Origin of the sequence: Zhihengliuella flava (assembly GCF_015751895.1) — a bacterium.
Lineage (GTDB): Bacteria > Actinomycetota > Actinomycetes > Actinomycetales > Micrococcaceae > Zhihengliuella > Zhihengliuella flava.
This window is the reverse complement of the sequence record NZ_JADOTZ010000001.1, coordinates 1,891,538-1,918,169: the sequence shown is the minus strand read 5'-3', so window position 1 is coordinate 1,918,169 and position 26,632 is coordinate 1,891,538. Positions and strand designations below refer to the sequence as shown.

At 66.7% G+C, this 26,632-nt stretch carries 22 protein-coding genes and 2 riboswitches; of the genes, 5 read left to right on the top strand and 17 right to left on the bottom strand.

Going from position 1 to position 26,632, the window contains the following annotated elements:
• Positions 1 to 3 precede the first annotated feature (3 nt).
• Entirely contained in the window at positions 4 to 969 is a 966-nt protein-coding gene (locus IW252_RS08905) for a carbohydrate ABC transporter permease (RefSeq protein ID WP_196836231.1), read from the bottom strand.
• Between the two features lie 3 nt (positions 970 to 972).
• Positions 973 to 2,469 carry an ABC transporter substrate-binding protein gene (locus tag IW252_RS08900; RefSeq protein WP_231365965.1) on the bottom strand — a complete coding sequence of 499 codons (1,497 nt, stop codon included), beginning with the start codon at positions 2,467 to 2,469 and terminating at the stop codon, positions 973 to 975.
• A gap of 106 nt (positions 2,470 to 2,575) precedes the next feature.
• Between IW252_RS08900 and IW252_RS08895 the strand changes: the two genes are divergently transcribed.
• Positions 2,576 to 3,517, top strand: coding sequence for a sugar-binding transcriptional regulator (locus IW252_RS08895; protein ID WP_196836230.1), 942 nt, complete (start codon positions 2,576 to 2,578; stop codon positions 3,515 to 3,517).
• On the opposite strand, the gene IW252_RS08890 is transcribed toward IW252_RS08895, so the two are convergent.
• From IW252_RS08890 to IW252_RS08875, 4 genes are all read right to left on the bottom strand, one after another.
• Positions 3,514 to 5,097 (bottom strand): mannitol dehydrogenase family protein, encoded by a 1,584-nt coding sequence (locus tag IW252_RS08890; RefSeq protein WP_196836229.1) that lies wholly within the window; start codon positions 5,095 to 5,097, stop codon positions 3,514 to 3,516. The genes IW252_RS08895 and IW252_RS08890 overlap by 4 nt on opposite strands.
• 121 nt (positions 5,098 to 5,218) lie before the next feature.
• Positions 5,219 to 5,539, bottom strand: coding sequence for a CHY zinc finger protein (locus tag IW252_RS08885; RefSeq protein WP_196836228.1), 321 nt, complete (start codon positions 5,537 to 5,539; stop codon positions 5,219 to 5,221).
• A gap of 4 nt (positions 5,540 to 5,543) precedes the next feature.
• Entirely contained in the window at positions 5,544 to 6,566 is a 1,023-nt protein-coding gene (locus IW252_RS08880) for a LacI family DNA-binding transcriptional regulator (protein WP_196836227.1), read from the bottom strand.
• A gap of 12 nt (positions 6,567 to 6,578) precedes the next feature.
• Entirely contained in the window at positions 6,579 to 7,802 is a 1,224-nt protein-coding gene (locus IW252_RS08875) for a Gfo/Idh/MocA family protein (protein ID WP_196836226.1), read from the bottom strand.
• 157 nt (positions 7,803 to 7,959) lie between these two features.
• On the opposite strand from IW252_RS08875, the gene IW252_RS08870 reads away from it, so the two are divergent.
• The 4 genes from IW252_RS08870 to IW252_RS08855 all read left to right on the top strand — a co-directional run bounded on the left by IW252_RS08870 (position 7,960) and on the right by IW252_RS08855 (position 13,490).
• Entirely contained in the window at positions 7,960 to 8,916 is a 957-nt protein-coding gene (locus IW252_RS08870) for a carbohydrate ABC transporter permease (protein WP_196836225.1), read from the top strand.
• A 9-nt stretch (positions 8,917 to 8,925) separates the two neighbouring features.
• Positions 8,926 to 9,846, top strand: coding sequence for a carbohydrate ABC transporter permease (locus IW252_RS08865; RefSeq protein WP_196836224.1), 921 nt, complete (start codon positions 8,926 to 8,928; stop codon positions 9,844 to 9,846).
• Between the two features lie 66 nt (positions 9,847 to 9,912).
• Positions 9,913 to 11,241: an ABC transporter substrate-binding protein gene (locus IW252_RS08860; RefSeq protein WP_196836223.1), complete on the top strand. Its 1,329-nt coding sequence runs from the start codon at positions 9,913 to 9,915 to the stop codon at positions 11,239 to 11,241.
• Between the two features lie 95 nt (positions 11,242 to 11,336).
• The gene (locus tag IW252_RS08855; protein ID WP_196836222.1) at positions 11,337 to 13,490 is read left to right on the top strand and encodes an alpha-galactosidase; all 2,154 of its coding nucleotides are present in this window, start codon (positions 11,337 to 11,339) and stop codon (positions 13,488 to 13,490) included.
• A 96-nt stretch (positions 13,491 to 13,586) separates the two neighbouring features.
• On the opposite strand, the gene IW252_RS08850 is transcribed toward IW252_RS08855, so the two are convergent.
• The 11 genes from IW252_RS08850 to IW252_RS08800 all read right to left on the bottom strand — a co-directional run bounded on the left by IW252_RS08850 (position 13,587) and on the right by IW252_RS08800 (position 26,510).
• Entirely contained in the window at positions 13,587 to 14,498 is a 912-nt protein-coding gene (locus IW252_RS08850; RefSeq protein ID WP_196836221.1) for a MetQ/NlpA family ABC transporter substrate-binding protein, read from the bottom strand.
• A gap of 66 nt (positions 14,499 to 14,564) precedes the next feature.
• A complete protein-coding gene (locus tag IW252_RS08845; protein ID WP_231365964.1) occupies positions 14,565 to 15,464 on the bottom strand; it encodes a MetQ/NlpA family ABC transporter substrate-binding protein in 900 nt (299 codons plus the stop codon).
• 34 nt (positions 15,465 to 15,498) lie between these two features.
• Entirely contained in the window at positions 15,499 to 16,758 is a 1,260-nt protein-coding gene (locus IW252_RS08840; RefSeq protein ID WP_196836220.1) for an acyl-CoA dehydrogenase family protein, read from the bottom strand.
• On the bottom strand, positions 16,755 to 18,164 hold the full coding sequence (locus IW252_RS08835; RefSeq protein ID WP_231365963.1) for an LLM class flavin-dependent oxidoreductase: 1,410 nt from the start codon (positions 18,162 to 18,164) through the stop codon (positions 16,755 to 16,757). Before IW252_RS08835 ends, IW252_RS08840 begins: the two co-directional genes overlap by 4 nt.
• Positions 18,165 to 18,172: 8 nt before the next feature.
• Positions 18,173 to 18,859: a methionine ABC transporter permease gene (locus IW252_RS08830; RefSeq protein ID WP_196836219.1), complete on the bottom strand. Its 687-nt coding sequence runs from the start codon at positions 18,857 to 18,859 to the stop codon at positions 18,173 to 18,175.
• Positions 18,852 to 19,685, bottom strand: a complete 834-nt coding sequence (locus IW252_RS08825) for a methionine ABC transporter ATP-binding protein (RefSeq protein ID WP_196836218.1) — start codon at positions 19,683 to 19,685, stop codon at positions 18,852 to 18,854. The genes IW252_RS08830 and IW252_RS08825 overlap by 8 nt, the downstream gene beginning before the upstream one ends.
• 5 nt (positions 19,686 to 19,690) lie before the next feature.
• Positions 19,691 to 19,783: riboswitch (SAM riboswitch) on the bottom strand.
• A gap of 136 nt (positions 19,784 to 19,919) precedes the next feature.
• Positions 19,920 to 21,275, bottom strand: a complete 1,356-nt coding sequence (locus tag IW252_RS08820; RefSeq protein ID WP_196836217.1) for an acyl-CoA dehydrogenase family protein — start codon at positions 21,273 to 21,275, stop codon at positions 19,920 to 19,922.
• Positions 21,269 to 21,370: riboswitch (SAM riboswitch) on the bottom strand. Its footprint overlaps the gene before it by 7 nt.
• Positions 21,371 to 21,529: 159 nt before the next feature.
• On the bottom strand, positions 21,530 to 23,179 hold the full coding sequence (locus IW252_RS08815) for an alpha-amylase family glycosyl hydrolase (RefSeq protein ID WP_196836216.1): 1,650 nt from the start codon (positions 23,177 to 23,179) through the stop codon (positions 21,530 to 21,532).
• Entirely contained in the window at positions 23,179 to 24,036 is an 858-nt protein-coding gene (locus tag IW252_RS08810; RefSeq protein ID WP_196836215.1) for a carbohydrate ABC transporter permease, read from the bottom strand. Before IW252_RS08810 ends, IW252_RS08815 begins: the two co-directional genes overlap by 1 nt.
• On the bottom strand, positions 24,033 to 25,145 hold the full coding sequence (locus IW252_RS08805; protein ID WP_196836214.1) for a carbohydrate ABC transporter permease: 1,113 nt from the start codon (positions 25,143 to 25,145) through the stop codon (positions 24,033 to 24,035). The genes IW252_RS08810 and IW252_RS08805 overlap by 4 nt, the downstream gene beginning before the upstream one ends.
• A 60-nt stretch (positions 25,146 to 25,205) precedes the next feature.
• Positions 25,206 to 26,510 carry an ABC transporter substrate-binding protein gene (locus IW252_RS08800; RefSeq protein ID WP_196836213.1) on the bottom strand — a complete coding sequence of 435 codons (1,305 nt, stop codon included), beginning with the start codon at positions 26,508 to 26,510 and terminating at the stop codon, positions 25,206 to 25,208.
• Between the last annotated feature and the right edge of the window lie 122 nt (positions 26,511 to 26,632).

Genomic DNA, 26,632 nt, shown 5'->3' with positions numbered 1-26,632 from the left:
GGCTTAGTCCTTTGCGTCGAAGCTGCGGAAGATCAGACGCAGCGCGAAGGTGGCAATGATGATGGTGGCGATGACGGTTACGACGCCCATGGCGGCGGCCTGGCCGATGTCGAAGCCGAGGAACGCGCGCTGGTAGATGTAGAAGGGCAGGTTGGCGCTGGCCGTTCCGGGGCCGCCGGCGGTCATCAGGTAGATCTGGTCGAACGTGTTGACCACGTAGATGGCTCCCAGCAGGACGGCCAGCTCCATGTAGCGGCGCAGCTGCGGGAGCGTGACAAACAGGAACGTCTTGCCCCAGCCGGCGCCGTCGAGCGCCGCCGCCTCGAGGACGTCCTTGGGCTGGGCCTGCAGACCCGCGAGAATGAGCAGCATCATGAACGGCGTCCACTGCCACACCAGCGCCATGATCACGGAGAACAGGGGCAGCTGGGAGGTGAAGTCGATGGGCGCCACCCCAAAGAGGCCGATCACCCAGTTCAGCAGGCCGAAGCTGGGGTTCAGCAGGGAGACGCTCCACAGCATGGAGGTGGCCGCGGGCATGATGAGGAACGGGGTGATCAGCAGGGTGCGGACCACGCCGCGGCCCAAGAATTCCCGGTCCAGCAGGATGGCGAACAGCGTCCCGAGGATGAGGGCGGCGAAGACGCAGCCCACCGTGATGAGGATGGAGTTCAGTGCCGCGGAACGGAACGTGGAATCCATGAAGATGTCCACGAAGTTCTGGAACCAGACGAACGTCTGCCCGTCTGGGCGGAGGAGGTTCCAGGACCGCAGCGAGTACCAAATGGTCATCAGGAACGGGATCTGGGTGACGATGATCGTGAAGATCAGCGCCGGCAGGAGCGGCCCACGGCGGGCCCACCCTTCCCGCCGGGCCGCCCGGCGCTCCTCCGGGGTGCGCGCGGGCCGGTCAGCGGCGCCGCGGGCGGTGCGGATGCCCTTCGCGGCCGAGGCAGTATCCGTGCTCATGGCTTAGCCTTCCTGGTAGGTTCGGGCCACGCTCTGGGCGAAGCTTTGGGACTGCGCGAGCGCGTCCTCGACGGACTGCTGCCCCGCGATGGCGGCGGAGACCTGCTGGCCGACGCGCGTGCCGAGGTCCTGGAACTCCGGGATCCCCACGAACTGGATGCCGGGGTAAGGGACGGGCTGGGCCATCGCGTTGTCCTGGTTCGCCTGGCCCATGGCCGTGAGCGTGGGGCCCGCGTAGGACTCGGCGATCTCGGCGTACTCCGGGATCTCGTAGGTGGACTGCCGGCTCCCCGGGGGCAGCCGCTCCCAGCTGACGTTGTTCCCCACCAGCTGCATGTATTCCTTGTTGGTCATCCACGCGATGAAGTCCCACGCGGCCTGCTTGCGCTGGCTGGTGGCGGGGATGGCGAGCGCCCACGTGTAGAGCCAGCCGGCCGACGTCGTTTCCTTGACCGGCGCGAGCGCGTAGTTGGTTTTGCCCACCACCAGGGAGGAGGCGGGGTCCTCGACGGAGGAGACCATGGCCGTCGCGTCGTACCACATGGCCGCGTTGCCCTGGGCGAACCGCGTGAGGCAGTCGCCGTAGCCGGACGTCGCCGCGCCGGGCTGGCCGGAGGTGCGCACCAAGTTCACGTAGTCGCTCACCGCGGCATGGACCTCGGGGCTGTTCAGCTGCGGGTTCCAGGCCTCGTCAAACCACCGCCCGCCGTAGGTGTTGATCACGGTATTCAGCGGGGCCATGACCTCGCCCCAACCGGCCAAGCCGCGGAGGCAGATGCCGGAGAAATTCTTGGCCGGATCGTGAAACTCGGCGGCGTACTGGGCGATCTGTTCCCACGTGGGCTGCTCGGGCATCGTGATACCCGCCTGCTCGAAGAGGTCCTCGCGGTACACCAGGAAGGAGGACTCCCCGTAGAACGGGACCGAATACTGGCCCGAGCCGACGGAGAGAGCCTCGCGGATGGTGGGGATGAAGTCCTGCCGGTCATACCCCTCGGTGGCGTCCATGAAGGGGACCAGGTCGGCGATCCAGCCGTTTTCAGCCCACATCGGCGTCTCGTAATTGGAGATCATCACGACGTCGAACTCGCCGCCGCCGGTGGCCACGGAGGCCGTGATCTTGGCGCGGGCCTCGTTCTCCGGCAGGGAGACGAAGCGGACATTCGTTCCCGGGTGCTTGGCCCGGAAGTCGTCGATCAAACTGATCGCGTCCTGCATCTGGGGGTTGGCGACGATCGCCACGACGATCTCCCGCTCCTGCGCGGTGCCCCCGGCTCCGGAGCCGCAGGCGGACAGTGTGGTGGCCGCGGCCGCGCCGACTCCCAGCCCCAGCAGAGAGCGGCGGCTGAGCGAGAACTCAGTCAGGTTCCGCGCGCGTGGACGATTCATGATGGTGCGCTCCTTGCAGTTGTGGCGGGCGCGGCCTCGACCCATGACGCGGGGCAGGTCCCGGACGAAGTACGGAAACTTTCGCTCATATGATCGATGCTCGACGCTCATCTGATATGTGACTGTAGCCACATTTGATCAAATGAGCAAGGGTGGCATACTCACTTGTCATGAGTCGCTCAGATGAGCGGACCGTGCCGACTGGAGGAGCCACACCGTGTCGACGACGCATCAGGAGCTATTGGCGGACATCGCCACGGCCTATTACCTCCACAACACGTCCAAGGTGGAGATCGCCAAGGAACACAACATCTCCCGCTTTCAAGTCGCCCGCTACCTGGACGAAGCCCTGCGGGACGGCATCGTGACCATCACCGTGCACCGCCCGTGGCAGAGCGCCATCGACGCCGTCGCGCTGGCCGCCGCCCTCGGTGTGGACGCCGTGGACATCGCCGAGGCCTCCCCCGGCAGCTCGGCACGGGAGGCCGTGGCCGAGCGCGCCGCCGCCACGCTCATGGAGGTCGCCCAGCAGGGCAACACGCTCGGCGTCTCCTGGTCCCGCACCCTCAATCTCATGACTCAACACCTCGGCCGCCTACCGGAGTGTGACGTAGTGCAGCTGGCCGGAGACCTTCGGGTGGGGCCCGACGGCGGCTCCGGCGCCCTGATCCACCGGTTGGGCGCGGCGGCTGGCGGCACCACGTGGCCACTCCCGGCGCCGCTGATCGTGGAGAGCGCGGAATTGGCCGAGAGCCTGCGCCGACAGCCGGAAATCTCCGGAGCCCAGGCCAAGGCGGATCACCTCGATGTGGCCATGGTCGCGATCGGCACGTGGGCGCACGGCGGCTCGACAGTCTGGACCCGCCTGACCGAGGAGGAACGGGAGCGGATCGCCGCCGCCGGGGCCGTGGCCGAGGTCTCCGGACGCCTGCTCACGGCGGAGGGCGCGCCCCTCGACGCCGGCCTGGACGGGCGCGTGGTGTCCGTGACGCTGGACCAGTTGCGGCACGCCACCACCACCATCGCGGTGGCCTCCGGAGCCGCCAACGCCGAGGGCGTTCTGGCAGCGCTGCGCGCCGGCTTCACCCAGCGCCTCGTCATCGACGGCGAACTCGCCGCGGCGCTGGCCGCACGCGTCGGCGTCGACGCCTCCCGCTAGGCGATTCCCTCCCAGCCGGAGTCGCGCAGCGCCTCGATCGTGGCCCGTGAACCGGCCGTGGTGAAGCTCCGCAGGGCGGCGCGGTAGTGCCGCGTGAATTCCTCGTTCTCCACGAGGTCTCCGAAGAGTTCGGCATCCCGCAGGAACGCCAACTCGTCCTCGCCCTGCAGGGCGGCGGCCGCCATGACGCGCTCCTTGAGGCGATCGACGACGTCGATCGCCTCGCCGGCCTCGTCCACCCCCTCGGCGTAGCGCGCCCAGGAGGCCACGATCGCGGCGCTGAGGGCGACGGGCCCGCGCCCGCCGGCCGCGCCGTCGTCGTCGTTGCGCAGGTTGTCCGTCACCACAGGGATGAGCCACGTGGGAATGCGGTCGCTGGACTCGGCGCAGAGGCGGGCGAGCGTGTCCCGGACCTGTTCGTTAGAAAAGCGTTCGAGGAGCTGGCGCTTGTAGGCGTCCACGTCGATCCCGGGCACGGGGCGCAGGGTCGGCGTGGCCTCGCGGTCCATGTAGGCGGCGAAGAACTCGGCGAACAGCGGGTCCTGGGCCACCTCGTGCGCATAACGGTAGCCGGCCAAGTAGCCGGTGTAGGCCATCGCCTGGTGGGTGGCGTTGAGCAGGCGGAGCTTCATGAGCTCGTAGGGTTCGACGTCGTCGACCACCTGCACGCCGGCGGCCTCAAACGGCGGGCGCCCCGTGGGGAACCGGTCCTCGAGAACCCACTGGATGAAGTCCTCGCACACCACCGGCCACGCATCGGAGATCCCGTACTCGGCGGCGATGGCCTCCCGGTCCGCGTCCGTGGTGACGGGCGTGATGCGGTCCACCATCGAGTTGGGGAACGGCACGTTGTCCCGCACCCACGCGCCAAGCTCCGGGTCCTTCAGCTCGGCGAACGCCGTGAACACCTTCTGCGCCAGGTGACCATTGCCCTGGATGTTGTCGCAACTCATCACGGTAAACGGCTCGGTCCCGGCGGCACGACGGCGGCGCAGCGCCTCGGTGATGAAGCCGAACGTGGTGACGGGGGCGGCGGTGGACAGGTCCGCGGCGAGATCCGCGGCGACGGCGGGGGTGTCCGCCAAGAATTCACCGGTGCGCGGGTTGTAGTTGTAGCCGCCCTCGGTGACCGTCAGGGAGACGATCCGCACGTCCGGGTCCGTGAGGCGGGCCAGGACCGCCTCGGGATCATCGGGAGCGTAAAGGTATTCGCTGATGGAGCCGACCACACGGGCGGTGCGCGTGCCATCCGGCGCCTTCTCAACGAGCGTGTAGAGCCCGTCCTGCGCGGTGAGCGCGTCCCGCATGGCGGCGTCGTGCGGCATCAGGCCCACGCCGCAGATCCCCCAGCCCAGCGCGCGGTGATGCTCCATGAGCCGGTCCACGTAGAGGGCCTGATGGGCGCGGTGAAATCCACCGACACCGAAGTGGACGATCCCGACGCTGCGCTCGGAGAGACCGAACGCTGGGATCTGCACTCCGCGCCCGTTGGCTCCGATCTGCTCGAGCGTTGCGGCACTCAGGGGCGCCGCCGTTGCTGGCGTGGCATGTGCCCGGTGCGTGTTCTCGTGGTAGCTCATGGGGACCCGTCTCCTCGATTCAATGCCGGCGCGCGTGACGCGCACCACAGGAATTGAGTCGAGAATAACATTTGAGCACGCGGCTTGTCTCATATGAGCACGTTTCGATGCGGCCCGAGCGTCACCCGAAGTAGAGATGCTGATGCAGGGAGCAGCCGGGATTGAACGCGGCGGAACAGCGCGGGCACTTCGAGTCGGCGTCGAGGTACTCCGCGACGGCCAGTTCGCTGCGGCAGACCCCGCACAGCACGGCCGGCCGATCCCAGAGCTCCCGCGGCCACGTCTGCGCGGGGTGTTCGGCGGCCTCGGCATGGCACCGGTGGCAGGGATAATACTCGCGGCAGCAGTAGAAACGGATGGCGACGACGTCGCGCGCACTGGCGTAGTGCACGCACCGGGTCTGCTCGTCCACGACGGCGCCGCGCACCTGCACCCCGCTCATGGCCTTAGCATCCGCACGAGGCGCGGGGCAGCAACTCCACCTCGAAGACGCGGTGCTCCACGTCCCCACCCTCGCGGGCGGCAAACAGGGCATCGACTGCGGCTCGCGCCATCGCCTCAACCGGCTGCACCACCGTGCTGAGCGGCGGCCAACTGTAGGCCGACTCGGGGGATCCATCGAACCCAAAGATCGCCACGTCCTCCGGCACGCGCAACCCGGCGGCGAGCACGGCCCGCAGGAAGCCGATGGCTTGGAGATCGGAGCTGACGAAGACGGCGGACGGACGCTCGCGCAAGGCCACGAAGCGTTGCCCCGCCGCGAACCCTCCCTCACGCGTGAATTCGGAACGAATCACGCTGCGTTCGGATAATCCCGCGGCACGCACGGCCTCCTGCCAGCCCACCTCGCGCCCGTCGAGCTCCTCACCGGAGTTGGTGCCCATCACGAGTCCCACCTCTTGGTGGCCGTGTCCAATCAGATGCTCCACGGCCATCCGCGCGCCCTTGGCAAACGTGACGCCCACCGAGCTGAAGAGCGGGCTCTCCACGCTGCGGTTCAGCAGGACCACCGGGATGTCCGCGCGCTCGAGGTCCGTCAGGTCCGGTTCCAGCAGCACACTGGAGAGGAACACGCCGTCGACGCGCCGGTTCACCAGATTCTGCACCAGCCGCCGCTCCGTCGCGAGGGAGCCATCTGAGTCCGCAAAGAGCACGGCGAAACCGCGCTCCAGGGCCGCGTTTTCCACGGCGCGCACCATGCCGGCGAAGAAGGCATTGGTGGCGTCGGGAACCACCATGCCGAACATCTCGGAGGAGCCCAGTTTGAGGGCCCGCGCGGCGGCGTTGGGCTGATATCCCAACGCCTCGATGGCTTGGCGAACCTTTTCCTCAGTAGCTGGGGCCACGCGCTTGGGGCCCTGATTGACCACGTAGCTCACGACGGCGGTGCTGACGCCGGCCAGTCGCGCCACGTCCTTGCGCGTCACGTGCGCCTTAGCGCTACTTGAGGTCTGATTCACATCAGCCATCGTACCCACGGCCTATTCTCCGGCGCCCGCACCGCCCGAACCCGAGGACGGAGCACCGAAGTCCGCCACCGGGATCCGTTCGCCGCCACGCAGGGCGGACTCGTGGGCCGCAATGCCCGGCAACGTATAGCGTGCCGCAACCCAGGCGTTCACGGGCGGCAAGGAGTGCGCGTTCACCGCGGTCACAAAGTCATCCACCAAGAAGTGATGGCTTCCCTCGTGACCGTTCGGCAGGCCCACGAATTCTCGCGGCAAACGGCCCGCGTCATGCACGGGCGCCATGCCCGAGGCAAAGGCCTCACGCAAGGCCGGCGAGACGTCGGCGAGCGCGGCGTCGTCGTCCGCCATCGTGGCCTGGGTGGCCAGATCCGCACTGACGTCCGTGACGGCCTCCTTGTCCTGCCACACGCTGACCGTGGCCAACTGCTCAAAGCTGGCGTCCGTGCCGAAGTAGCGGAAGCGCGATTCCCGCAGATGGGATGGATAGCCCACGCGGCGCAGCTCATTAATCCGCATGCTGCCGCCGCCCTCCAGCTCAAACAGCGCCGTGGCGTTGGAGAAGTCGTTATCGAACATGCTGATCGACGTGTCGAACACGCCGTCGTCACGCTCGTCCCGCACGCCGATGCAGCTCACGCTTGTGGCGCGCCCGCCGAGCGCGCCGAGAACGCCGCCCACCGAGTGCGTGGGGTAGAGCATGGGCGGGTAACTCGCGGTGCGCTTCCAGTCCGCACCGCCGGAGTACTTGTACGCGTCATAGAAGCCCAAGTCCATGTCATGGACGTAGTCACCCTCGGCGTAAATGATCCGCCCAAAGTCGCCCGCGGCGTGCCGTGCACGGGCATAGACCGTTGCAGGGTTGTAGTAGCTCGTCTCCCCCATCATGTAGGTCAGCCCCGTGTCCCGCACCGCGTCGATGATGTCCGAAATCTCGGCTTCGGAGATCGCCATGGGCACGGCCGAGTACACGTGCTTGCCGGCACGCAGGGCGGCGACCGCGAGGGGCCCATGCGTCCACCGCTGCGTGAAGAGGGCGACGGCGTCGACGTCGCCGGCGAGGAGGTCCTCGAAGGTGGCGTAGGTCCCGGCCAGACCCAGCCGTTCGACGAGCGCCCCAGCGCGCTCGGGCAGTAAATCCGTGACCGAGACGGACTCGACGCCCGGGTGCGCGTCGAAGAGCTTGGCAAAAACGCCGGCGAACTGGCCGGCACCAACAATTCCGAGTGTGAATGTCATGTTGATCATCCTGCACGCGAAATCTACTCGGGTCAACGGTGGGCAGCTAGATTGTTTGTTATCCACGGAAATTGTGCACTGTACTCTTGCCAAGAGAAATTTACTCCAGTAGATTCTGGGGCAGTTGTAAGCCACATCACATTCGGAGTGATCCACCATGAGTTCATCCACGCTCGCCGAGCAGGCAGCGAGGCAGCCGGCGGTACCGCCGCGGCAGCGGCGCTTCACGCGGCCCGGCTGGTCCCCCTCGCGGGGAGATCTGCCGGCAGCCCTCCTGTTCATCGCCCCCGCCTTACTGGGGCTGAGCCTTTTCTTCTTGTTTCCGATGTTGCGCGGCGTCTACCTGAGCTTCACGGAGTACAACATCCTCGGCGAACCCACGTGGGTGGGCACGGCCAACTATGAGGCGATCGCCCAGGACCCACTCTTCTGGAACGCTCTATGGGTCACCATCCAATACGTGCTGATCAACATCACCCTGCAAACCGTCTTGGCACTCGGCATCGCCCTCTTGATGCAGCGCATCGCCCGCTCAACGCTCATTCGCGGCATGCTCTTGCTGCCGTACCTCATGGCCAACGTCATCGCGGCGCTGCTGTGGTTCTGGCTGCTGGACTACCAGATCGGCATCGTCAATCACTTGCTGGAGACGCTGGGTGGCCAACGCGTCGCCTTCTTCGGCAGCGAACAGTGGGCCATCCCCACCCAGGCCCTCATCAACACGTGGCGCCACATGGGCTACACCGCCCTGCTCATTTTCGCGGGACTGCAAATGATCCCGCGTCACCTCTACGAGGCCGCCAGCCTCGACGGGGCCAATGCGGTACAAAGCTTCTTCCGCGTCACGCTGCCATTGCTGCGCCCGGTCCTGGCCCTCGTCCTCGTCGTCACCGTCATCGGGTCCTTCCAGGTGTTCGACACGGTGGCGGTCACGACTCAGGGCGGCCCCGTCAACGCCAGCCGGGTCATGCAGTACTACATCTTCCAGAAGGCGTTCACCGAATCCCAGTTCGGCTACGGTTCCGCCCTCGCCGTCATCCTCTTCCTCATCCTGGCGCTCATGGCCTTCGTTCAAATGAAGTTCATGCGCGGCAACCAGACGGACCTGGACTAAGGAGACCCCATGCCGTTGACCCGCGCCCCTCATCGTTCGTACGCCCGGACGCCCCAGCGATTTCGCTGGGCCAACGTTCTGCCCTGGATTCTGCTCATTCTGGCCATCGCCGTGTCCGTGCTGCCGTTCTACTGGATCCTGCGTACCTCGCTGTCCATGAACGCCTCCCTGGCCACCAACGCCACCAGCTTGCTCCCGGTGGACTTCAACTTCGGCGCCTTTGCCCGCGTCTTCGGGTTGCAGTCCACCCAGGAAGCGATCGCTCAGGGCGGTTCCGGCGCAGACATCAATTTCTGGGTGTACCTGCGCAATTCGGTGATCTTCGCGTCCATCTCCACGGCCGGCGCCGTCTTCTTCAGCGCCATGGCCGCCTACGCCTTCGCCCGCCTGCGCTGGCGGGGACGCAACGTGGTGTTCTCCGCCTTTTTGGCCACCATGATGGTTCCCCCGATCTTCACCGCCCTGCCGAACTTCCTCTTGATTCGGGACCTCGGGCTCCTGAACACCATGGTCGGCATGGTGCTGCCGTTCGTCTTCATGACGCCGTTCGCCGTTTTCTTCCTCCGCCAGTTCTTCCTCAGCATGTCCCGCGAGGTGGAGGAAGCGGCGATGCTCGATGGCGCCAAGCACTTCAGGATTTTCTTTCAGATCATCCTGCCCAATGCCGCGGCGCCCTTGGCTACGCTCGCCCTCCTCACGTTCATCCAGCAGTGGAACGAGTACTTCTGGCCCCTACTGGTCGGCAATTCCGACGACGTCCGCGTCCTCACGGTGGGCCTCGGCGTCTTCAAATCCCAGTCGCCCCAGGGCGCACCGGACTGGTCCGGGCTGATGGCAGCCACCCTGATCTCCGCCCTTCCCGTGCTCACCCTCTTCATGATCTTCGGCAAAAAGATCGTCAACTCCATCGGCTTCTCCGGCGTCAAGTAAGTCACTTCACCTCACACACCGCACCAACTTGGGGCGCCTGCCCTCAAGGATCGAAAGGAAATCCTCATGCGCGCATCCGCACTCGGCCTCCTCGGCGCCGCCACACTCACTCTGACCGCCTGCGGCGGCGGAGGCGGCGGCAACGGCTCCTCCGACGCTTTGGACTACTGGCTCTGGGACGCCAATCAGCTGCCCGCCTATGAACAGTGCGCGGCCGATTTCACCGAGTCGACCGGGATCGACGTCAACATCACCCAGCTGGGGTGGGACGACTACTGGAGCAGCCTCACCAATGGGTTCGTGGCCGGGACGGCACCAGATGTGTTCACCAACCACCTCTCCCGCTACCCGGAGTTCGTGGCGAATTCGCAGCTGTTGTCCCTCGACGACGTGGAGGCGACGGCCAGCGTGGATACCTCCATCTACAACGAGGGGCTCGCCGAACTCTGGGTGGCCCAGGACGGCAAACGCTACGGCCTCCCCAAGGACTGGGACACGGTCGCCATGTTCTACAACGAGCAAATGATCGCCGATGCCGGATACAGCGCCGAAGATCTCGAGAACCTGACGTGGAACCCGGACGACGGCGGCACGTACGAGGAACTGATCGCCCGGCTGAGCGTGGATCAGAACGGCGTCCGCGGCGATGAGGACGGCTTCGACCCCAACAACGTCGCCGTGTACGGGCTCGGACTCCCGGGCGCTGGCGAGGGCCACGGCCAGACCGAGTGGAGCTACTTCACGGCCACCACCGGGTGGACCCACACCGATGAGAATCCGTGGGGCACCCACTACAACTACGACGACCCCAACTTCCAGCAGTCTATGGACTGGTACGCCTCCCTCGTCGACAAGGGATACATGCCGCCGTTGGAGACCACGGTCGGCGCCAGCATGCCGGACACGTTCGCCGCCGGGAAATCCGCGATCAACGTCAACGGTTCATGGATGATCGGCCAGTACACCGGCTACGAGGGCGTGGACGTGTCCATCGCCCCGACGCCCGTGGGTCCTACCGGCGAGCGCGCTTCCATGTTCAACGGCCTCGCTGACTCCATCTACGCCGGCACGGACCAGCCGGAAGAAGCCGCCCAGCTGGTGGCGTACCTGGGCTCCGCTGACTGCCAAAGCGTGGTGGCCGAGGCCGCCGTCGTCTTCCCTGCCGTTTCCAGCGCCATGGATCAGGCCACCGCGGCATTCGCCGACAACGGCGTGGACGTCAGCGCCTTCACCACCCACGTCGAAGACGGCACCACCTTCATGTTCCCGATCACCGATCACGCGGCGCAGATCGACGGCATCATGGCTCCGGCCATGGACGCCGTCGTCTCCGGCAAGACCCCAGCGAGCTCGCTGACCGAAGCCAATGAGAAGGTCAATGCCCTCTTCGAGTAAGCCCCGAAACGCAGATCCGTTTCACGAACTCGCATCACGGTGCCGCCTGCGTCCAGCAGGCGGCACCGCCGCCCCCCCCTGTCTGAAAGGCCCCCATGGACCCCATCTACCTCCGCTCCGCCGGCGTCAGCCTGGTGGTGAATTGTGAAGCAGGCCAAGCGCAGATCGCCCACTTCGGCCCCGACCTCGGCGACGCGCTGCCGCAACTCGACGCCCTCACACCGCCCATCCCGCACTCGGCACTCGATGTCCCCACCGTCGCGGGGCTGATCCCGCAGGCCTCCTCCGGGTGGCTGGGCCGCCCCGGGCTGCGGGGTTCCTTCCTCGCCGACGGGCGCCCTGGCTATGGGTTTTCCCCCGCCCTGCGCGTCCAGGAGGTCGACGTGCAGCAGAGCGCGGCGACCATCACGCAGCGGGACGACGCGCTGGGCTTGACCATCGCCAGCCACCTCAGCCTGCATCCGGGCGGGTTGCTGGAGCTCACCCACACGCTGACCAACCACGGCACCGACCCGTACCAGCTCGACGAACTCGCCGCCGTCGTGCCCGTTCCCCGCCACGCGGACGAGGTCCTCGACCTCACCGGCCGCTGGTGCCGAGAGAATCACCCGCAGCGCGCCCGGCTCCGACAGGGCACATGGGTTCGCTCCGGCCGGCACGGGCGCACCGGGCACGACTCCTCGCTCCTGGTGGCGCTCGGGACTGCCGGATTCGCCAATCGCAGCGGTCAGGTCTGGGCCGCCCATTTCGGGTGGAGCGGCAATCACGAGCAGTTTGTCGACGCGCTCGCCGATGGCCGGCGGTTGATCGGCGCGAGCGAACTCCTCGGCTCCGGCGAGGTGATCTTGGCCCCCGGTGAGTCCTACAGCACGCCGGCGTTCTTTGTGTCCTATTCCGGCGCAGGGCTCGATGGCGTCACGGAGCAGTTCTACCACTGGTTCCGCAGCCGCGATCACCACGTGGAGACCACCACGGGCCGGGTGCGCCCCGTGGTGCTCAACACGTGGGAGGCGGTCTACTTTGACCATGACCTGGACGCGCTCACAGAACTGGCGGCGGCCGGTGCCGCCGTGGGCGCCGAGCGTTTTGTGCTCGACGACGGCTGGTTTTCCAGCCGCCGGGACGACACCTCGGGGCTGGGCGACTGGGTCGTCTCAGACGAGGCGTGGCCCACGGGGCTGACGCCGCTCATCGAGGCCGTCAACGGTCTGGGCATGGAATTTGGGCTGTGGGTTGAACCCGAAATGGTGAACCTTGACTCCGACGTCGCGCACGCACACCCCGATTGGATCGTGGGTCCCGACGCGAGGCCCGGGGCGCGGTTGCCGCTGGAATGGCGGCAGCAGCACATCCTGGATCTGACCCATCCCGAGGCCTGGCAGCACGTGTTTGACCAGCTTGACGCGCTGCTGCGTGAGAACAACATCGCCTACCTCAAGTGGGACCAGAACCGGGACCTCACGGAGCACGGCAGCAGCGGCCGCCCCTCCGTGCACCGCCAAACCTGGGCGGCGTACCGGCTGCTCGACGCCCTGCGGGCCGCCCACCCGGGGGTCGAGATCGAGAGCTGTTCCTCCGGTGGGGCGCGGATTGACCTCGGCATCTTGGAACGCACGGACCGGGTCTGGGCGTCGGACTGCAACGATGCTCTGGAACGGCAGACCATCCAACGGTGGACGCAGGCGGTCTTGCCGCCGGAATTGGTGGGCTCCCACGTGGGCCCCACGCATTCGCACACCACCGGCCGCATCCACGACATCTCTTTCCGCGCCATCACCGCCCTGTTCGGGCACTTCGGGATGGAGTGGGACATCCGGCAGGCGTCGGAGGCGGAACGGGACACGTTGGCCCGTGCCATCGCGCTCTACAAGCGTCACCGCGCGCTCCTGCACTCGGGGACCCGCGTGAATGCGGACCTGACGGACGAGTCGCTGCGTTTGCACGGGGTCGTCTCCGCGGACCGGACCGAGGGGCTGTTCGCTGCCGTCAGCCTCGGGACCTCTACGGCGGAGATGCCAGGGTCTGTCCCGGTTCCCGGGCTGGACCCCCAGCGGACCTACCGGGTCGTCGTCGAGCTCCCCACCCCGGCGGACGCCGACTATGCGGACACCTTTACCCAGATCCAGCCGCCGGCATGGGTGAAGAAGGGTGCCCTGACGGCCTCGGGGGCCTTCCTGGAGCACGTGGGAATCCAGTTGCCCATCCTCAACCCGGAACACGCCCTCCTGCTGCGCGTCAGCGAGGCCTAGGCCGGCATTCGGGTCCAGCGAATCGGGGCCCCATCAAGAGTCCCCCGTGGCGAGCGTGCACCACGGGGGACTCTTCTGCGTCAGATCAGGGCCGGACTAGGACCACTCGGCAAAGTCGGCGTCAATATCCCGGTCCCACGGGGTCTCCAGGACGCCGCCGATGTAGTCGTCAAACCACGCTTCCACCTCAGGCGACTGCAGCGCCGCCTGGAGAGCCTGCCCCTTCTCGGTCTCGGCAAAGCCCGGCTGACCGGCCACCAGGCAGATGAAAGGCAGCGCATCCTCGGTGGCCTCGAAGGCGAGCGCCGTCTCCGGCGTCAGGCCAATCTCCGCGGCCAAGCGAACAAACATGAACCCGGCGTCGACGTCCTCAAAGGTGGTGGCCAGCGACTGCTGGTCCACCTCCACGAACTCCAAGTTCTTCGGATTCGCCGTGATGTCCTGCTGGGACAGCTGAATCACGCTCTTCGACTCGTCGATCTCGATGACGCCGGCCTGGGCCAACAGTTTCAGGCCGCGCCCGTTGTTGGAGGGGTCCACGGGCAGCGCCACGCGGGCGCCATCCGGCAGCTCGTCCACCGACGCGTAACTGTTGGACCACAGTCCGGCCGGGGACGAGTAGACGTAGAACGAGGCCTCCAGGTCCAAGTTGTTGTCCTGGGAGAACTGCTGCAGGTAGGCGCCGTGCTGGAAGAAGTTGGCGTCAAATTCGCCGTTGGCGACGGCGATATTCGGCTGCACAATGTCCGTCACGTAGGTGGGCTTCAGTTCCCAGCCCTGCTCCTCCAGCAGGCCCTGAGCAATCTTGATCGGCTCCTGGTAGGGGGCCGATTCCGTGACGATGATCGTGATGGTTTTCTCCGCAGCGGAGGCGCCGCCGGTGAGGCCGCAGCCGCTCACGGCACCGAGTGAGGCCAAGGCGCCGAGTCCCACGGCGCCGCGCAGGAAGTTCCGGCGGCTCGCGGCGGCCGCCAAGGGTGAGGAGGAACGGGAAATAGAAGTCGTCATGATGTTTTCCTTCGGGGGGTGTCAGGTCAATGCGAGTGAAGGGGTCGTGGGGTGGATCGGGACGGCTCAGGCGTCCGTGGCCCACTGGTCAAAGTCCGCGTCTACATCCCGGTCCCACGGGGTGCCGAGCGCGCCGTCGATGTAGCCCTCGAACCAGGCGCGGACCTCCGGAGACTGGATCGCCTCGCGCAGGGCCGTGCCCTTCTCTGACTCGCGGAATCCGGGCTGGCCCGCGACGAGGTTGATGTAGGGCAGCGAGTCCTCGATCGCCTCGAACGCGATCGAATCCTCCGGCGTCAGGCCGATCTCCCCCGCCAGGCGCACAAACATGAACCCTGCGTCCACGTCCTCGAACGTGGTGGCGAGCGACTGCTGATCCACTTCCACAAACTCGAATCCGCGCGGGTTCGATCGGATGTCCTGCTGGGACAGGTGGATGACGGGCTTCGCGTCATCGATCTCCAGCAAGCCCGCCTTGGCGAGCAACTTGATCCCGCGGCCGTTGTTGGCCGGATCCACGGGCAGCGCAATCCGCGCACCCTGCGGCAGGTCCTCCACCGTGGCGTACTCGGCGGACCACAGCCCGGCCGGTGACGAGTAGGTGTAGAAGGATGGCTCCAGCTCCAAGTCGTTGTCCTGAGAGAACTGGCTCAGGTAGGCCCCGTGCTGGAAGTAGTTCGCGTCATACTCGCCGCGCGCCACCACAAGGTTGGGCTGAACGATGTCCGTGACAAACGTCGGCTTGAGGTCCCAGCCCTGCTCCGCGAGCAGGCGCTGGGCAATCTTGATGGGCTCCTGGCACGGGGCGGTCTCGGTGGCGATGATGGTGATCGTCTTGTCACCGCCGGCGTTGGCCGCACCGCACGCGCTCAGGCCCCCGAGCCCAGCGAGCGCGCCGAGGCCCGCGGCGGAACGCAGCACGGTGCGGCGGCTCAGGCCGCGGTGATTCTGGGGCATAGCAGACATAGCTCTCCTTAAGTCCTGGGGTTTCCGTGGCGCGTTAGGCGGTGGCGGAGGGGGTAACGGCGGACGACGACGTCGCCTCACCGATCGCGTTGAGGCCCACCGGGGTGGTGCCGTTGATGTGGAAATCGCCGAGCGACCGGGCGCGGAAGGCGATGGGGTTGTGTGTGGCGACGGTCTGGGCGTTCCGCCAGTGCCGGTCCAACCCCTTCGACGTGCTGGTGGCTGACGCGCCGACCGTCTGGAACAACGCCTGCGCGGCCGCCAGGACCAGCTCCGGCACCTCGACGTGGGCGGCTTCGACCGCCAACTCGGCGGTATGGGCCTCCGCCGGCACGCGACCCGGCTCCTGGCTGAAACCGTCCGCCGCGTAGTGGTCCCACGCGGCGTCGATGGCCCGCGCGGCCGCCAGCACCGTGGCTTCGGCGGCGAACGCCTTGGCGGCGATCTTCCCGACCTCGGCCTGGATCAGGTCCTCCTCACGGAACGGCTTACCGGATCCGGTGTTAAAGGTCCGGGATCGGCGGGCGACGAGTGCGGCGGCGTCGTCCCGGGCGTTGCGGGCGATTCCGGCCTGCACCGCAAGCAAAACGAGCTGGAAGAACGCCGCCTCATGCACGGCCTCCGCCGTGCCGCGCACCCGCGGCAAAACGTCCAGCGGGTCCACCGCGACGCCGTCGAACTCGGTGGTGCCCGTGCCGGTCAGGCGCTGGCCAAATCCGTCCCAGTCGTCATACACCTGCACCCCCGGGCCGTTGACAGGCACGACGGCGAAGTACCGCTCGGCGGTGGGCTCACCGTCCGCACCCATCACCTGGGCGCTGACCCGGGTGTAGTCGGCGAAGATCGTCCCGGTGCAGTAGAACTTGCTCCCCGTCAGCGTCCACTGAGGCCCGGCGGGTTTCAGCGTGGTGTTTAGCGTGCCGAGGGCGTTGCCGCCACGCTCCGTGGAGGCGTTGCCGACGCTTTGTCCGGCGGCAACGCGGGGGTACCAGCGCTCGCGCACTGCCTCTGACTGCCACGGCAGGGTCTCCACGAAGCCGAAGTGGGAACGGTACTGATGGGCGATGTTGGAATCCGCCGCGGCCAAGTCGATGAGCAGCCGCATCTGCGTCTGGACGCTGACGCCATACCCGCCGCGCGCCGTCGGCACGCGCAAGGCGCCAAAGCCAGCCGCGTTGAGCTCGGCGATGGGTTCGTGCGGCAACACGCGCTCGCGGTCCCGGTCCCAAGCTCCGGCCGCGATGCGCTCGAACACGGGAGCAAACCGCTCCCGCAGAATCTCATAGCTGGTCATTGGGCGGCTCCTGCGAAGGCGCCGCGGGCGGCGGCGGGAACGGACGTTCGGTAGGCGGCGCCGGGGTGGCCGGCGGGCAAGCGGTCACCCTGGCCAAAGACTTTCTGGCGCAGCGTGCCCGGCGCGTACTCGCTCTGGGCGAGTCCGCGGCGGCGCAGCTCCGGCAGCAACCCCTCGATGAATTCGACGTAGGAGCCGGGCAGCACGTGATTGAGCACATTGATGCCGTCCACGCCCGCGTCCTGCCAGATCTCGAGGGTGTCCGCGATCTGCTCTGGGGTGCCCGCGATTTGCTGACCGTAGGCGCGGGCCCGGGCGATCTGGCGCAAGGTGGGCCGCCCGTCGGGGGCCAGTCGGCGGATCGTGTCCAGGTGCCCTTGGTTGCCCTCGGTCTGCAGATCGCCCACCGGGGTGTCGAGGTCTAGGCCGCCGAGGTCCACGCCCAGGCCTCCTCCAATGTGCGCCACGACGTAGTCCAGGTCCAGCCACTCGTCGAACTCCGCCTGTTTGCGCTGCACCTCGGCCTCCGTGCTGCCCACGAGGAAGGAGAGCCCGGCGAAGACCTTCAGGTCCTCCGGCGAGCGCCCGGCCGCCACAGCCTGCTGACGGAACTTCGTGGCGTTGCGGCGGGCGTGTTCCGGTCCCGGGGCGAAAATGAAGGTCGCCTCCGCGTGCTGGCCCGCGAAGCGCCGACCGCGGTCCGAGGAGCCCGCTTGGAAGAGGAACGGGGTGCGCTGCGGGCTGGGCTCCACCAGGTGCGGGCCCTCAATGCTGTACCGCGGCCCGGCGTGATGGATCCGGTGCACTTTGGCCGGGTCCGCGTACAGGCCAGCCGACTTATCCGCGGCGACGGCGTCGTCCTCCCACGAGCCCTCCCACAAGGCGTAGGCGGCCTCGAGGTACTCCTCGGCCCACGTGTAGCGGTCCTCGTGGTCCGCCAGCCCGGCGCCACCGAAGTTTCGATGCGCGTTGTCCAGCACGCTGGTGACGACGTTCCAGCCGACGCGCCCACCGGACAGGTGGTCCAGTGTGGAGAGCTGCCGGGCGAACTGGAAGGGGTGGTTCTGGATGATGGAGCTGGTCAGCGCCAGCCCAATCTCGCTCGTGCTGGCCGTCAGCGCGGACAGCAGCACCAGCGGATCGTTCGCGGGCACCTGCAGGCCCTTGCGCACGTGGGCGTCGTGGCCGCCGTCGTATTCGCCGTACAAACCGGCGACGTCGGCGAAGAAGAGCGCATCGAACTTGGCATCCTCCAACGTGCGGGCCACGTCCTGCCAGAGCGCCAGCTCGTTGAAGCGGTGCTGCTGGGCCTCGGGCTGGCGCCAGTGGCCGCCCAGGATGTGGTTGGGGGTATTCATGACGAACGCGCTCAGCAGAAGGCGCGGGCGAGTGGCAAAGGTAGCCAAGAAAACTCCTAGTGACGCTTGTCGAGGCGGCGGGCGTAGCGCGTTCCGCCAATCTGGACGGCTTGGACGAGGACGATCATCAGCACGATCGCGAGCAGCATGACGGCGGTTTCATACCGGTAGTAGCCGTAGCGGATGGCAAAGTCGCCGATGCCGCCGCCACCGACGAGCCCAGCCATCGCCGAATAGCTGATGAAGCTGACCGTCATGATGGTGATGGAGCCGATGAGCGCCGGGCGCGCTTCGACGAGGAGCACGTCCCGGACAATTTGGCCGCGCGTGGCGCCCATCGACCGGGCGGCTTCGACGACCCCGGATCCCAGCTGCGTCATGTTCTGCTCTACAAACCGGGCGAAGTACGGAATCGCGTTGATGGTCAGCGGGACGATCACCGCGGCGGTGCCAATGGTGGTGCCAACGATGATGCGGGTGATCGGGATGATCGCGATGAGCAGGATCAGGAACGGGAAGGAACGGATCACGTTGACCAACGAGTCCACGATCCGGTGCAGGCGCGGGCGCGGCTTCAGGCCCACCGGTGAGGCGGAGTAGAGCCAAATGCCCAGGGGCGTGCCGATGAGCACGGCCACGGGGATGGCCACCAGCAACATGGCAAACGTCTGCCCCATCGCCACGCCGATCTCCGGCAGCAGCTCAATGATGCGGTTGAAATCGAATCCCTCGACGTCAGACATGGGCCAGCTCCTTCGCGGCGGTGGAGTTCGCGGCCACGTGCCGGCGGCGCTCGGCCAGTGGGACGCGCTTGATGTGCAGGTCGGCGTCGAGCAGGTAGCGGCCGATCTCCGTGGTGGGCTGGAACGCTCCCGAGCGGAGGTCATCGACGGCGAACCGCTCGGCGATGCGCCCGGCTTCCATGACGGCGACGTCATCCACGATGTTCTTGACGACGTCCAGCTCGTGGGTGACCACCACGGTGGTAATGCCCAACTGCTGGTTGATGTCCGCGAGGTACTGCAACACGGATCCGGTGGTCCGTGGATCCAGCGCCGAGGTCGGCTCGTCGCACAGCAGCACCTTGGGCTTGGTGGCGAGGGCCCGGGCGATCGCGACGCGCTGCTTCTGCCCGCCGGAGAGCTTCGCCGGGTAGGACCGCGCGCGGTCGCCGAGGTCGACGATCTCCAGTGCCTCCGCGGCCCGTTCCCGGCGCTCGCGCTTGGGCACGCCGGCGAACTTCAGGGACAGCTCCACGTTCTCCTGTGCGGTGCGGTTATTCAGCAGGTTGAAGTGCTGGAAGATCATGCCGAGTTGGTGGCGTTCGCGGCGCAGCCCCTCATCGTCCAACGCGGTGAGATCGACGCCGTCGACGACGACCTGGCCGCTGGTGGGGCGCTCCAGCAGGTTGATGTTGCGCAGCAGGGTGGACTTGCCGGCCCCGGAGAAGCCAATCACTCCCTGAATGGATCCGGCGGGGACGTCGAGGCAAACGTCGTCGACCGCGGTGAAGCCGTCCTCACCCCGCTTGCCGGCGAAGTGCGTGGACACGTTACGAAGACTAATCATGCTCTCCTCCATCGGTCCTGGCGGTAGCACCTTTCCGTCGTGACGGATGGTTGCTGCGGCGTCGTCGAGCCAGATCTCTCGGCCGCTCTGGATGGGTGTTCTATGCGGTTGTGATTCCAGCTTGTGCCGGTGGTCTCAGGTGCGGCGAATCGCGCCGACGCCGCGCGTCACGATCCGACGCACGCGGCGTCACAAGTCAGAGTGTTGCGCTCGTGTGACGCTGTGTGACGTGGCCTAGATCTGCCGGATGTACGACGACGCCGCCTCGCCCGCCGAGTCGTGCGTGGCCGGGGGCGTGCCATTGACCTCGTAGTCGCCGATGATGCGCGCCCGGTAGATCGCCGGGTTGTGTGTGGCGATGGTGCGCGCGTTGCGCCAGTGGCGGTCGAAGTTACAGCTCGTTGAGGTGGCGGAAGCGCCGAGCCCGTCGAAGAGTTTGGACGCGGCCGCGAGCACCAGCGGCTGCACCGCCGATTGGGCGCGATTCGCCACCAGCTCGCACGCCGTATAGGTCTCCTGCGGGCTCAGCTCCTCCTGGGCGAACAGGCTCTCCACCTCCGCCACCGCCGCGAGGACCACGGACTCGGCCGCAAAGGACTGCGCGGAGATCTCCCCGATGAGCTGCAAGACTTGGGGCTCATCGCGGAGCGGGACGCCGGTCCCGGTGGTGAAAGCCCGGGTTCGGGCCTGCACCGCGGCCCGCGCATCCGCCAACGTGGCGCGCGCGATGCCGGCCTGCACGGCCAGCAGAACCAGCTGGAAGATCGAGGACTCCGGGAAGTGCGGCTGCTCCGTGGGGCCGAACAGCGTGTCCACCGGGACGTCGTCGAACACCGTGGAACCGGTACCCGTCAGCTGCTGCCCAAACCCATCCCAATCGTCGTAAATCTGCACGCCCGAATGGGACGTCGCCACCACGGCCAGGTGCCGCCCCTCGCGGGTCGGGTTCGTCGCGGCGACGACGGTCCAGTCGGCGAAGATGGTGCCGGTGCAGTAGTACTTGGTCCCCGTGACGCTGACCCCGTAGGGCGTGACGTTCAATTGCGTGTTCCACGAGCCCATGCGGTTGCCGCCGCGCTCCGCATAGGCGTTGCCGATGAGCTGACCGGCGGCGATCCTCGCCACCCACTTGGCCCGGACCGCCTCATCCGGGTGCACCAGGATCTGTTCCACGAAGGCGATGTGGGCACGCAAGAGATGGGCGATCTGCGAGTCGGCCTCGCCGAGCTCGATCAGCAGGCGGAACGTGTCAGTCAGGGACGCCCCGTACCCACCCTCGGAGGCGGGGAGCCGCAGCGCGCCGAAACGCTCCGCATTCAGCCAGCCCACCTGTTCGATCGGCAGGCGGCGCAGCGCATCCCGCTCCGCCGCCCCCGCGGCGATCCGCGCAAAAACGGGCCGAAAACGCCCCGCGAGCTCGTCATACTGGCTCCCCACCGGCGTTCCCGGGGTGACCTTGAGCAGCAGCCGTGGCTCGGCGTCCTGCGCTGCCGCGGCGGCCGCCTGTTGGGCCTGCTCGACGGCGGCACGCTGCGGATCCGTGGCGGACGGGTTGGTGGTGGAAATACCCAAGGAAGAATCAGCCTCCATCGCTTCTGGCGTGAGCACCTTCCCGCGCCGGGCTGTACCGGTGGGGGTTGCTGCGGCGTCATGGAGCCAGATCTCTCGGCCGCTCTGGATGGTTTGGTTGAACCATTCGGCCACAGAAGCGCGCTCATGACAACCTGAGGCGATGCGGTGACCGCACATTTCGTCATGTGTCGCCAGATGGCGAGCCGGTGACCCGCCGGCGCGCGGCGCCGGCGTCATCAACTCACTCTGTGACAGGCCGCTGAGGCGATGCGTTACGCAGCGGGACCGGTCAGAACCCAGGCTGCCGCATCAGCCGGGAGCCGATGCTCCTTCACCTCGGCTGAAGCGATCAACAACCGTCCCTCCGGCAACTCCACCGCGTGCTCGCCCATGGCCACGACGACGGCGAGGCCGGTGCCGCTGCGGCACACCATGGCCTCCCCCTCGAGGTTCCAGTCGGCCCCCGCATGCGGGTCGAACTGCCCCGAGGCCACCAGCTCGCGCCGGATCCGCACCGCCTGCCGCGTCATCGCCAGCAGGGAATCCGCCGACTGTTCTTGCGCGTCAATGCTGTACCGCCCCCACCACTCCGGCTGAGGCAACCACGGAACCGCACCGGCGTCGTCCGCGAACCCGTGGGCGCCGTCACCGCCCACCGACCACGGCAGGGGCACGCGGGCCCCATCCCGGCTGACGCCCCCACGGAACCACATCGGATCCCGGCGTTGATGTTCGGGAACGTCGACTTCCGGAAGCCCTAGCTCCTGCCCCTGGTAGAGGTACGCCCCGCCGGGAAAGCCCAGTGTGGCCAACACCCCGGCGCGCGCCCGCCGCGCCCCCACGGTCCCACCTCCAAACCGGGTCACCGTCCGCACGAGGTCGTGATTTTCCAACGCCCACGTCGGTGCCGCGCCATGCTCCCGGCGCATGGATTCGAAGCGTCGTCCGGCATCCACCCAACGCTCCGGTTCCCATCCGAGCCGGGCGAAAGCGAACGCGAACGTCTGGTGCATTTCATCCGGTCGCGTATACCGGGCGGACCGCTCTGGCTCCAGATTCACTTCTCCGACCAGCACGCGAGGCGGTTGGTACTCCTCTGCCAGCCGGCGCCAGCGCCGGTACACCTCGTGCACCGCTTCCTGGTCCATGACCAGGGGGTTCGAGCGCAAGCCATCAATCACCGCTGGAACGCTCGGTGAATCCGGCAAACCGGGCGCCTTGAACAAGCCGTGGGCCACATCAATGCGCGCCCCGTCCGCGCCGCGGTCGAACCAGAAGCGGAGCACGTCATCAAACATGTCCCAGATCTCCGGCTCGTCCCAGTTCCAATCGGGCTGACCCGGGGAGAAGAGATGGAGGTACCACTCCGTGTCCACGGCCGACTCCGGCGCGATGCGGGACCACGCCGGGCCGCCAAAGACGCTCAACCAGTTATTCGGCGGCTGCCCATTTTCCCGGCCGGGCTCGATGTGGAACAAGCGGCGGGCCGCGGATCCCGGCCCTTCCGCCACAGCCTGCTTGAACAGCGGATGCTCGGTGGACGTGTGGTTCGGGACGATGTCCATCAGCACACGCAGGCCAAGCTCGTGGCAGCGAGCCGCGAGTTCGTCGAAGTCCTCGAGCGTCCCGAACAGGGGGTCAACGCCGCAGTAATCCTGAACGTCATACCCCTGATCCACCCCGGGAGACGGCTGGAACGGCGTCAACCAGATACCGCTCACGCCCAGCGCTGCGATATACGGCAGGCGCTCGATCACCCCGCGGAGGTCCCCGACCCCGTCGCCGTTGGAGTCCGCGAAGGAGCGTGGGTAGACCTGATAGACCACCCCGGTCTCCCACCACTTCTCGTCTAAGGCGCGCTGGTCCAGCGGGGAAACGCTAGGACCAACCGGCGGTCCGCTCAGCTCGGCGGGAGTGGGCATCACTTGGTTGCTCCTGACGTAAGTCCTTCAACAATGCGGCGTTGGAAGATCAGCACGACGATCACCAACGGGATGGTCACAATGACGCCAGCGGCCATCTGCTCGCCATACGGCGCCTGAAATTCACTGGCGCCCGTGAACTTGGAAATCGCCACGGTGGCCGTCTGAAACTTCGGGTTATTGACCATCGATAGGGCAATGATGAACTCATTCCAGCTGTGGATAAACGTCAGAATCGCGGTCGTGAAGATTCCGGGCGCGGCCAGCGGCAAGAGGATCTTCCGGAAAGCCTGCCACTTCGTGGCGCCGTCGATCATGGCCGCCTCTTCCAAGTCGAACGGCAACTGCTTCATAAACGTGGTCAGGTTATAGACGGCCAGGGGGATGGCGAAGGACAGGCTCGGCACGATCATGGCTTGATACGTGTTGATCCACCCGATGTCAGAGAACAGCCGCAGCAACGGCACCACGACCGAGATTCCGGGGAACATCGAGGTAGCGATAATGACCGCGAGGATCACGTTCTTGAACCGGAAGTGCAAGCGCGAGATCGCGTAGGCCGCGAAGATGGCCAAGAGCAACGCGAGCGTCGTGGTGACGGTGGCGACGATCAGGCTATTGACGAGGGCCCGCGCGAAGTCGGAGGAGCCGCTAAAAACCTTGGCGTAGCTTTCCACGGACAGCGTCTGCGGGAACAGGGACGTATCAAAAATATCGCTGGTTCGGCGCAGGCTGGAGACCAGCATCCAGTAGAACGGGGCCAGGCAGTAGACCCCGATGAGGATCAAGGCCACTGGCTGGGCCAGCTTCTTCCAGGAACGCGGGGCCCGCGGAAGGGTCAGTGTTTGCGTGGTCATGGCTGCTTCACCTCGTGGGTCGTTGTACGGGCGCCCGGTTGCCGTGCTGGAGGTACGACGGCGTCGTCAGCTGCTGCGCGACGGAACCGCTTGCGTGGCGTCGCGGCGTCAGAGGAGGTGAAGATGTCCGCTCCCAGAAGCCGCACGAAGACGTACACGATCGCCGCCACGTAGACCACGAGAACCACGGCAAACGCGGACGCCATGCCGTACTCGAGCTGGTTGGCGGAGTCCCACGCCAAGATGGAAAGGGTCTCGACGGACTCCTTCCGCGGCCCAATGAGCACAAAGGGCAAATCGAACATGCGTAGCGCATCCAGCAAGCGGAACAGCACCGCCACCAGCAGCGCGGGTTTCACCAGAGGCAGCGTGATGGACCAGAACTGCTGCCAGGCGGTCGCGCCATCGAGCTTGGCGGCCTCGTACACCTCTTCGGGAATGATCTGCAGACCCGCAAGCACCAGCAAGCCAATGAAGGGTGCCGTCTTCCAGACTTCAGCGGTAATGACAGCAACCTGGGCCGCCATCCCCTCGGCCGTCCAAAGAACCTGCGCGCCACTCAACGTGTTGACGATTCCGTCCGTCTGGAACATCCAGCGCCACAACAGGCCGGACACCGCCGTCGGAATGGCCCACGGGACCAGAACGGCGGCCCGCAAGAACGCGCGGCCCTTGAAGGCGCGGTTCATCATCAACGCAAACATCACGCCGATGACGGTTTCGAGAGCCACGGACACCACGGTGAAGAAAGTGGTGTTCCAGAGAGCGTTATAAAAACGCGCGCTCTCCGGGCCCGCAAAGATCTGCGCGTAATTTTGCAGGCCGACGAAGACATCACCCTGCACCACAAATCCCTGATCATCGAGTCCCGCATCAGAGGAATACAGGGACTGCCCTACCGCGGACAGGAGCGGGTAGAAAATGACCAGTGCCAGGACGATGAGGGTGGGCGACAGGAGAAATGCTGCCGCTTTGCCGTCCTGCCGGCGCGGGGCGGGTGTGGCGCCCCGCGGCGCCGGCGAGTCGGCGGTGTGCCCTCTCGGATCAGTTGGAGGCAGCTCGGGCGGCTGAGACGTTTTCGGCGCGGTGGCCGCGGTGGGAGGCGTCATGAGATTCCTAAGGATCGGTTCACGGGTCGCCTGCTGGTCAGGCGAATCGGCCGGTTCGGGCTACTGGCTCGCGGTCTGGGACGTGAGCAGCACCTGCAGCTCCGCGAGCGCGTCTTCGGGCGACTGTTCGCCGGTGATGGCGGCGTAGACGGCGTCCTGAATCGCGGCGGTGGTTTGGCCGTACTGGACGGTCTTGGGCCGGGGCTGGGCCGACTCAATGGAACCCAACAGAGTGGGCAGGTAGGGCAACGAGCTCACCACGTCGTCGTCCTCGAAGTACTCGCCGTAGACCGGGGCCCGTGAGCTGAGCTCGAGGCGCTGGCCCTCCTGCTCACGGCTGACAAAGAAGTCGATGAAGTCCAGCGCAGTGGCCTTATTCTCGGCGAAGGTGGAGACGGCCAGATTCCGGCCGCCCAGCGTGGAAACGCCCGTGCTCTCCAAGCCCGGGATCGGGGCAACCTCGAACTTCCCCGCTACCTCGCTGGACCCGTCCTCGGCGCTCAGCGGGTTGTAGATGTATGGCCAGTTGCGCAGGAACACGAGGTCACCACTTTGGAAGGCCTGACGCCCCTGTTCTTCCTGGAAGGTGATGGCCTTTTCCGGGATCATTCCCGACTCGAATCCGTCCACCAGGAAGTTGAGCGCCGTCAGGGCTTCCGGCGTGTCAACGCTGGGCTGCCCGTCTTCAGTAAACAGGGTGCCGCCGGCGGAGGTGACGGCCTCGCTGAAGTTCACCGTCAGGCCCTCATTTTTGTCGAACTGCCCGGCGTAGCAGCTCATGCCCTCGGCCTCAGGCAACGCCAACACCGCATCGCACGCAGCCTGCATCTCATCCCACGTCTGCGGCATTTGCACCCCGGCCGCGTCCAACAGGTCAGACCGCCCATAGAGCAGCGCCCCATCGGTGTAATACGGGGCGGCAAAGAGCTGATCCGCGTACGTGCCGGCCTCAACCGTCGCGGGGATCATCTCCGCCACCGGCAACTCGTCTTCGGGCAACGGAGCAATCCAGCGGTTGGCGGCGAATTCACTGGTCCACACCACATCGAGGTTGAGAACCGTGTAGGTGTCCGATTCGAGTTGGGCGTTCTGCACCATTTGCTGACGCTGCTGATCGGCGTCTAGGGGGAGCTCGATCCACTCCACCTGCTCGTCCGGGTGCTCCGCGTTCCAGGCGTCAATGGTTTCCTGCGCTGCCCCGGAGGAATCCGGGCTGCTGACATAGGTGATGGGACCTCGCCCTTCGAAGGATTGCGGGTCACCGGATTCAGAGCTCGCGGCCGAGCTGCAGCCGGTCAGCGCGAGGGCGCCGATGGAGACGATGGCCGTGACGGCGAAGGGACGATTCGAGCGACGTTGCTTCATGATGTTTCTCCTCGTGGAACGGTGGTGCGGGCGGGTTGATGAACAGGGTTTCTGGGCAGGACTCAGTACGGCGCTGCGGACTCGCGTGTCGAACGCGGCCAGTCAGCGGCGCGATGGTGGGT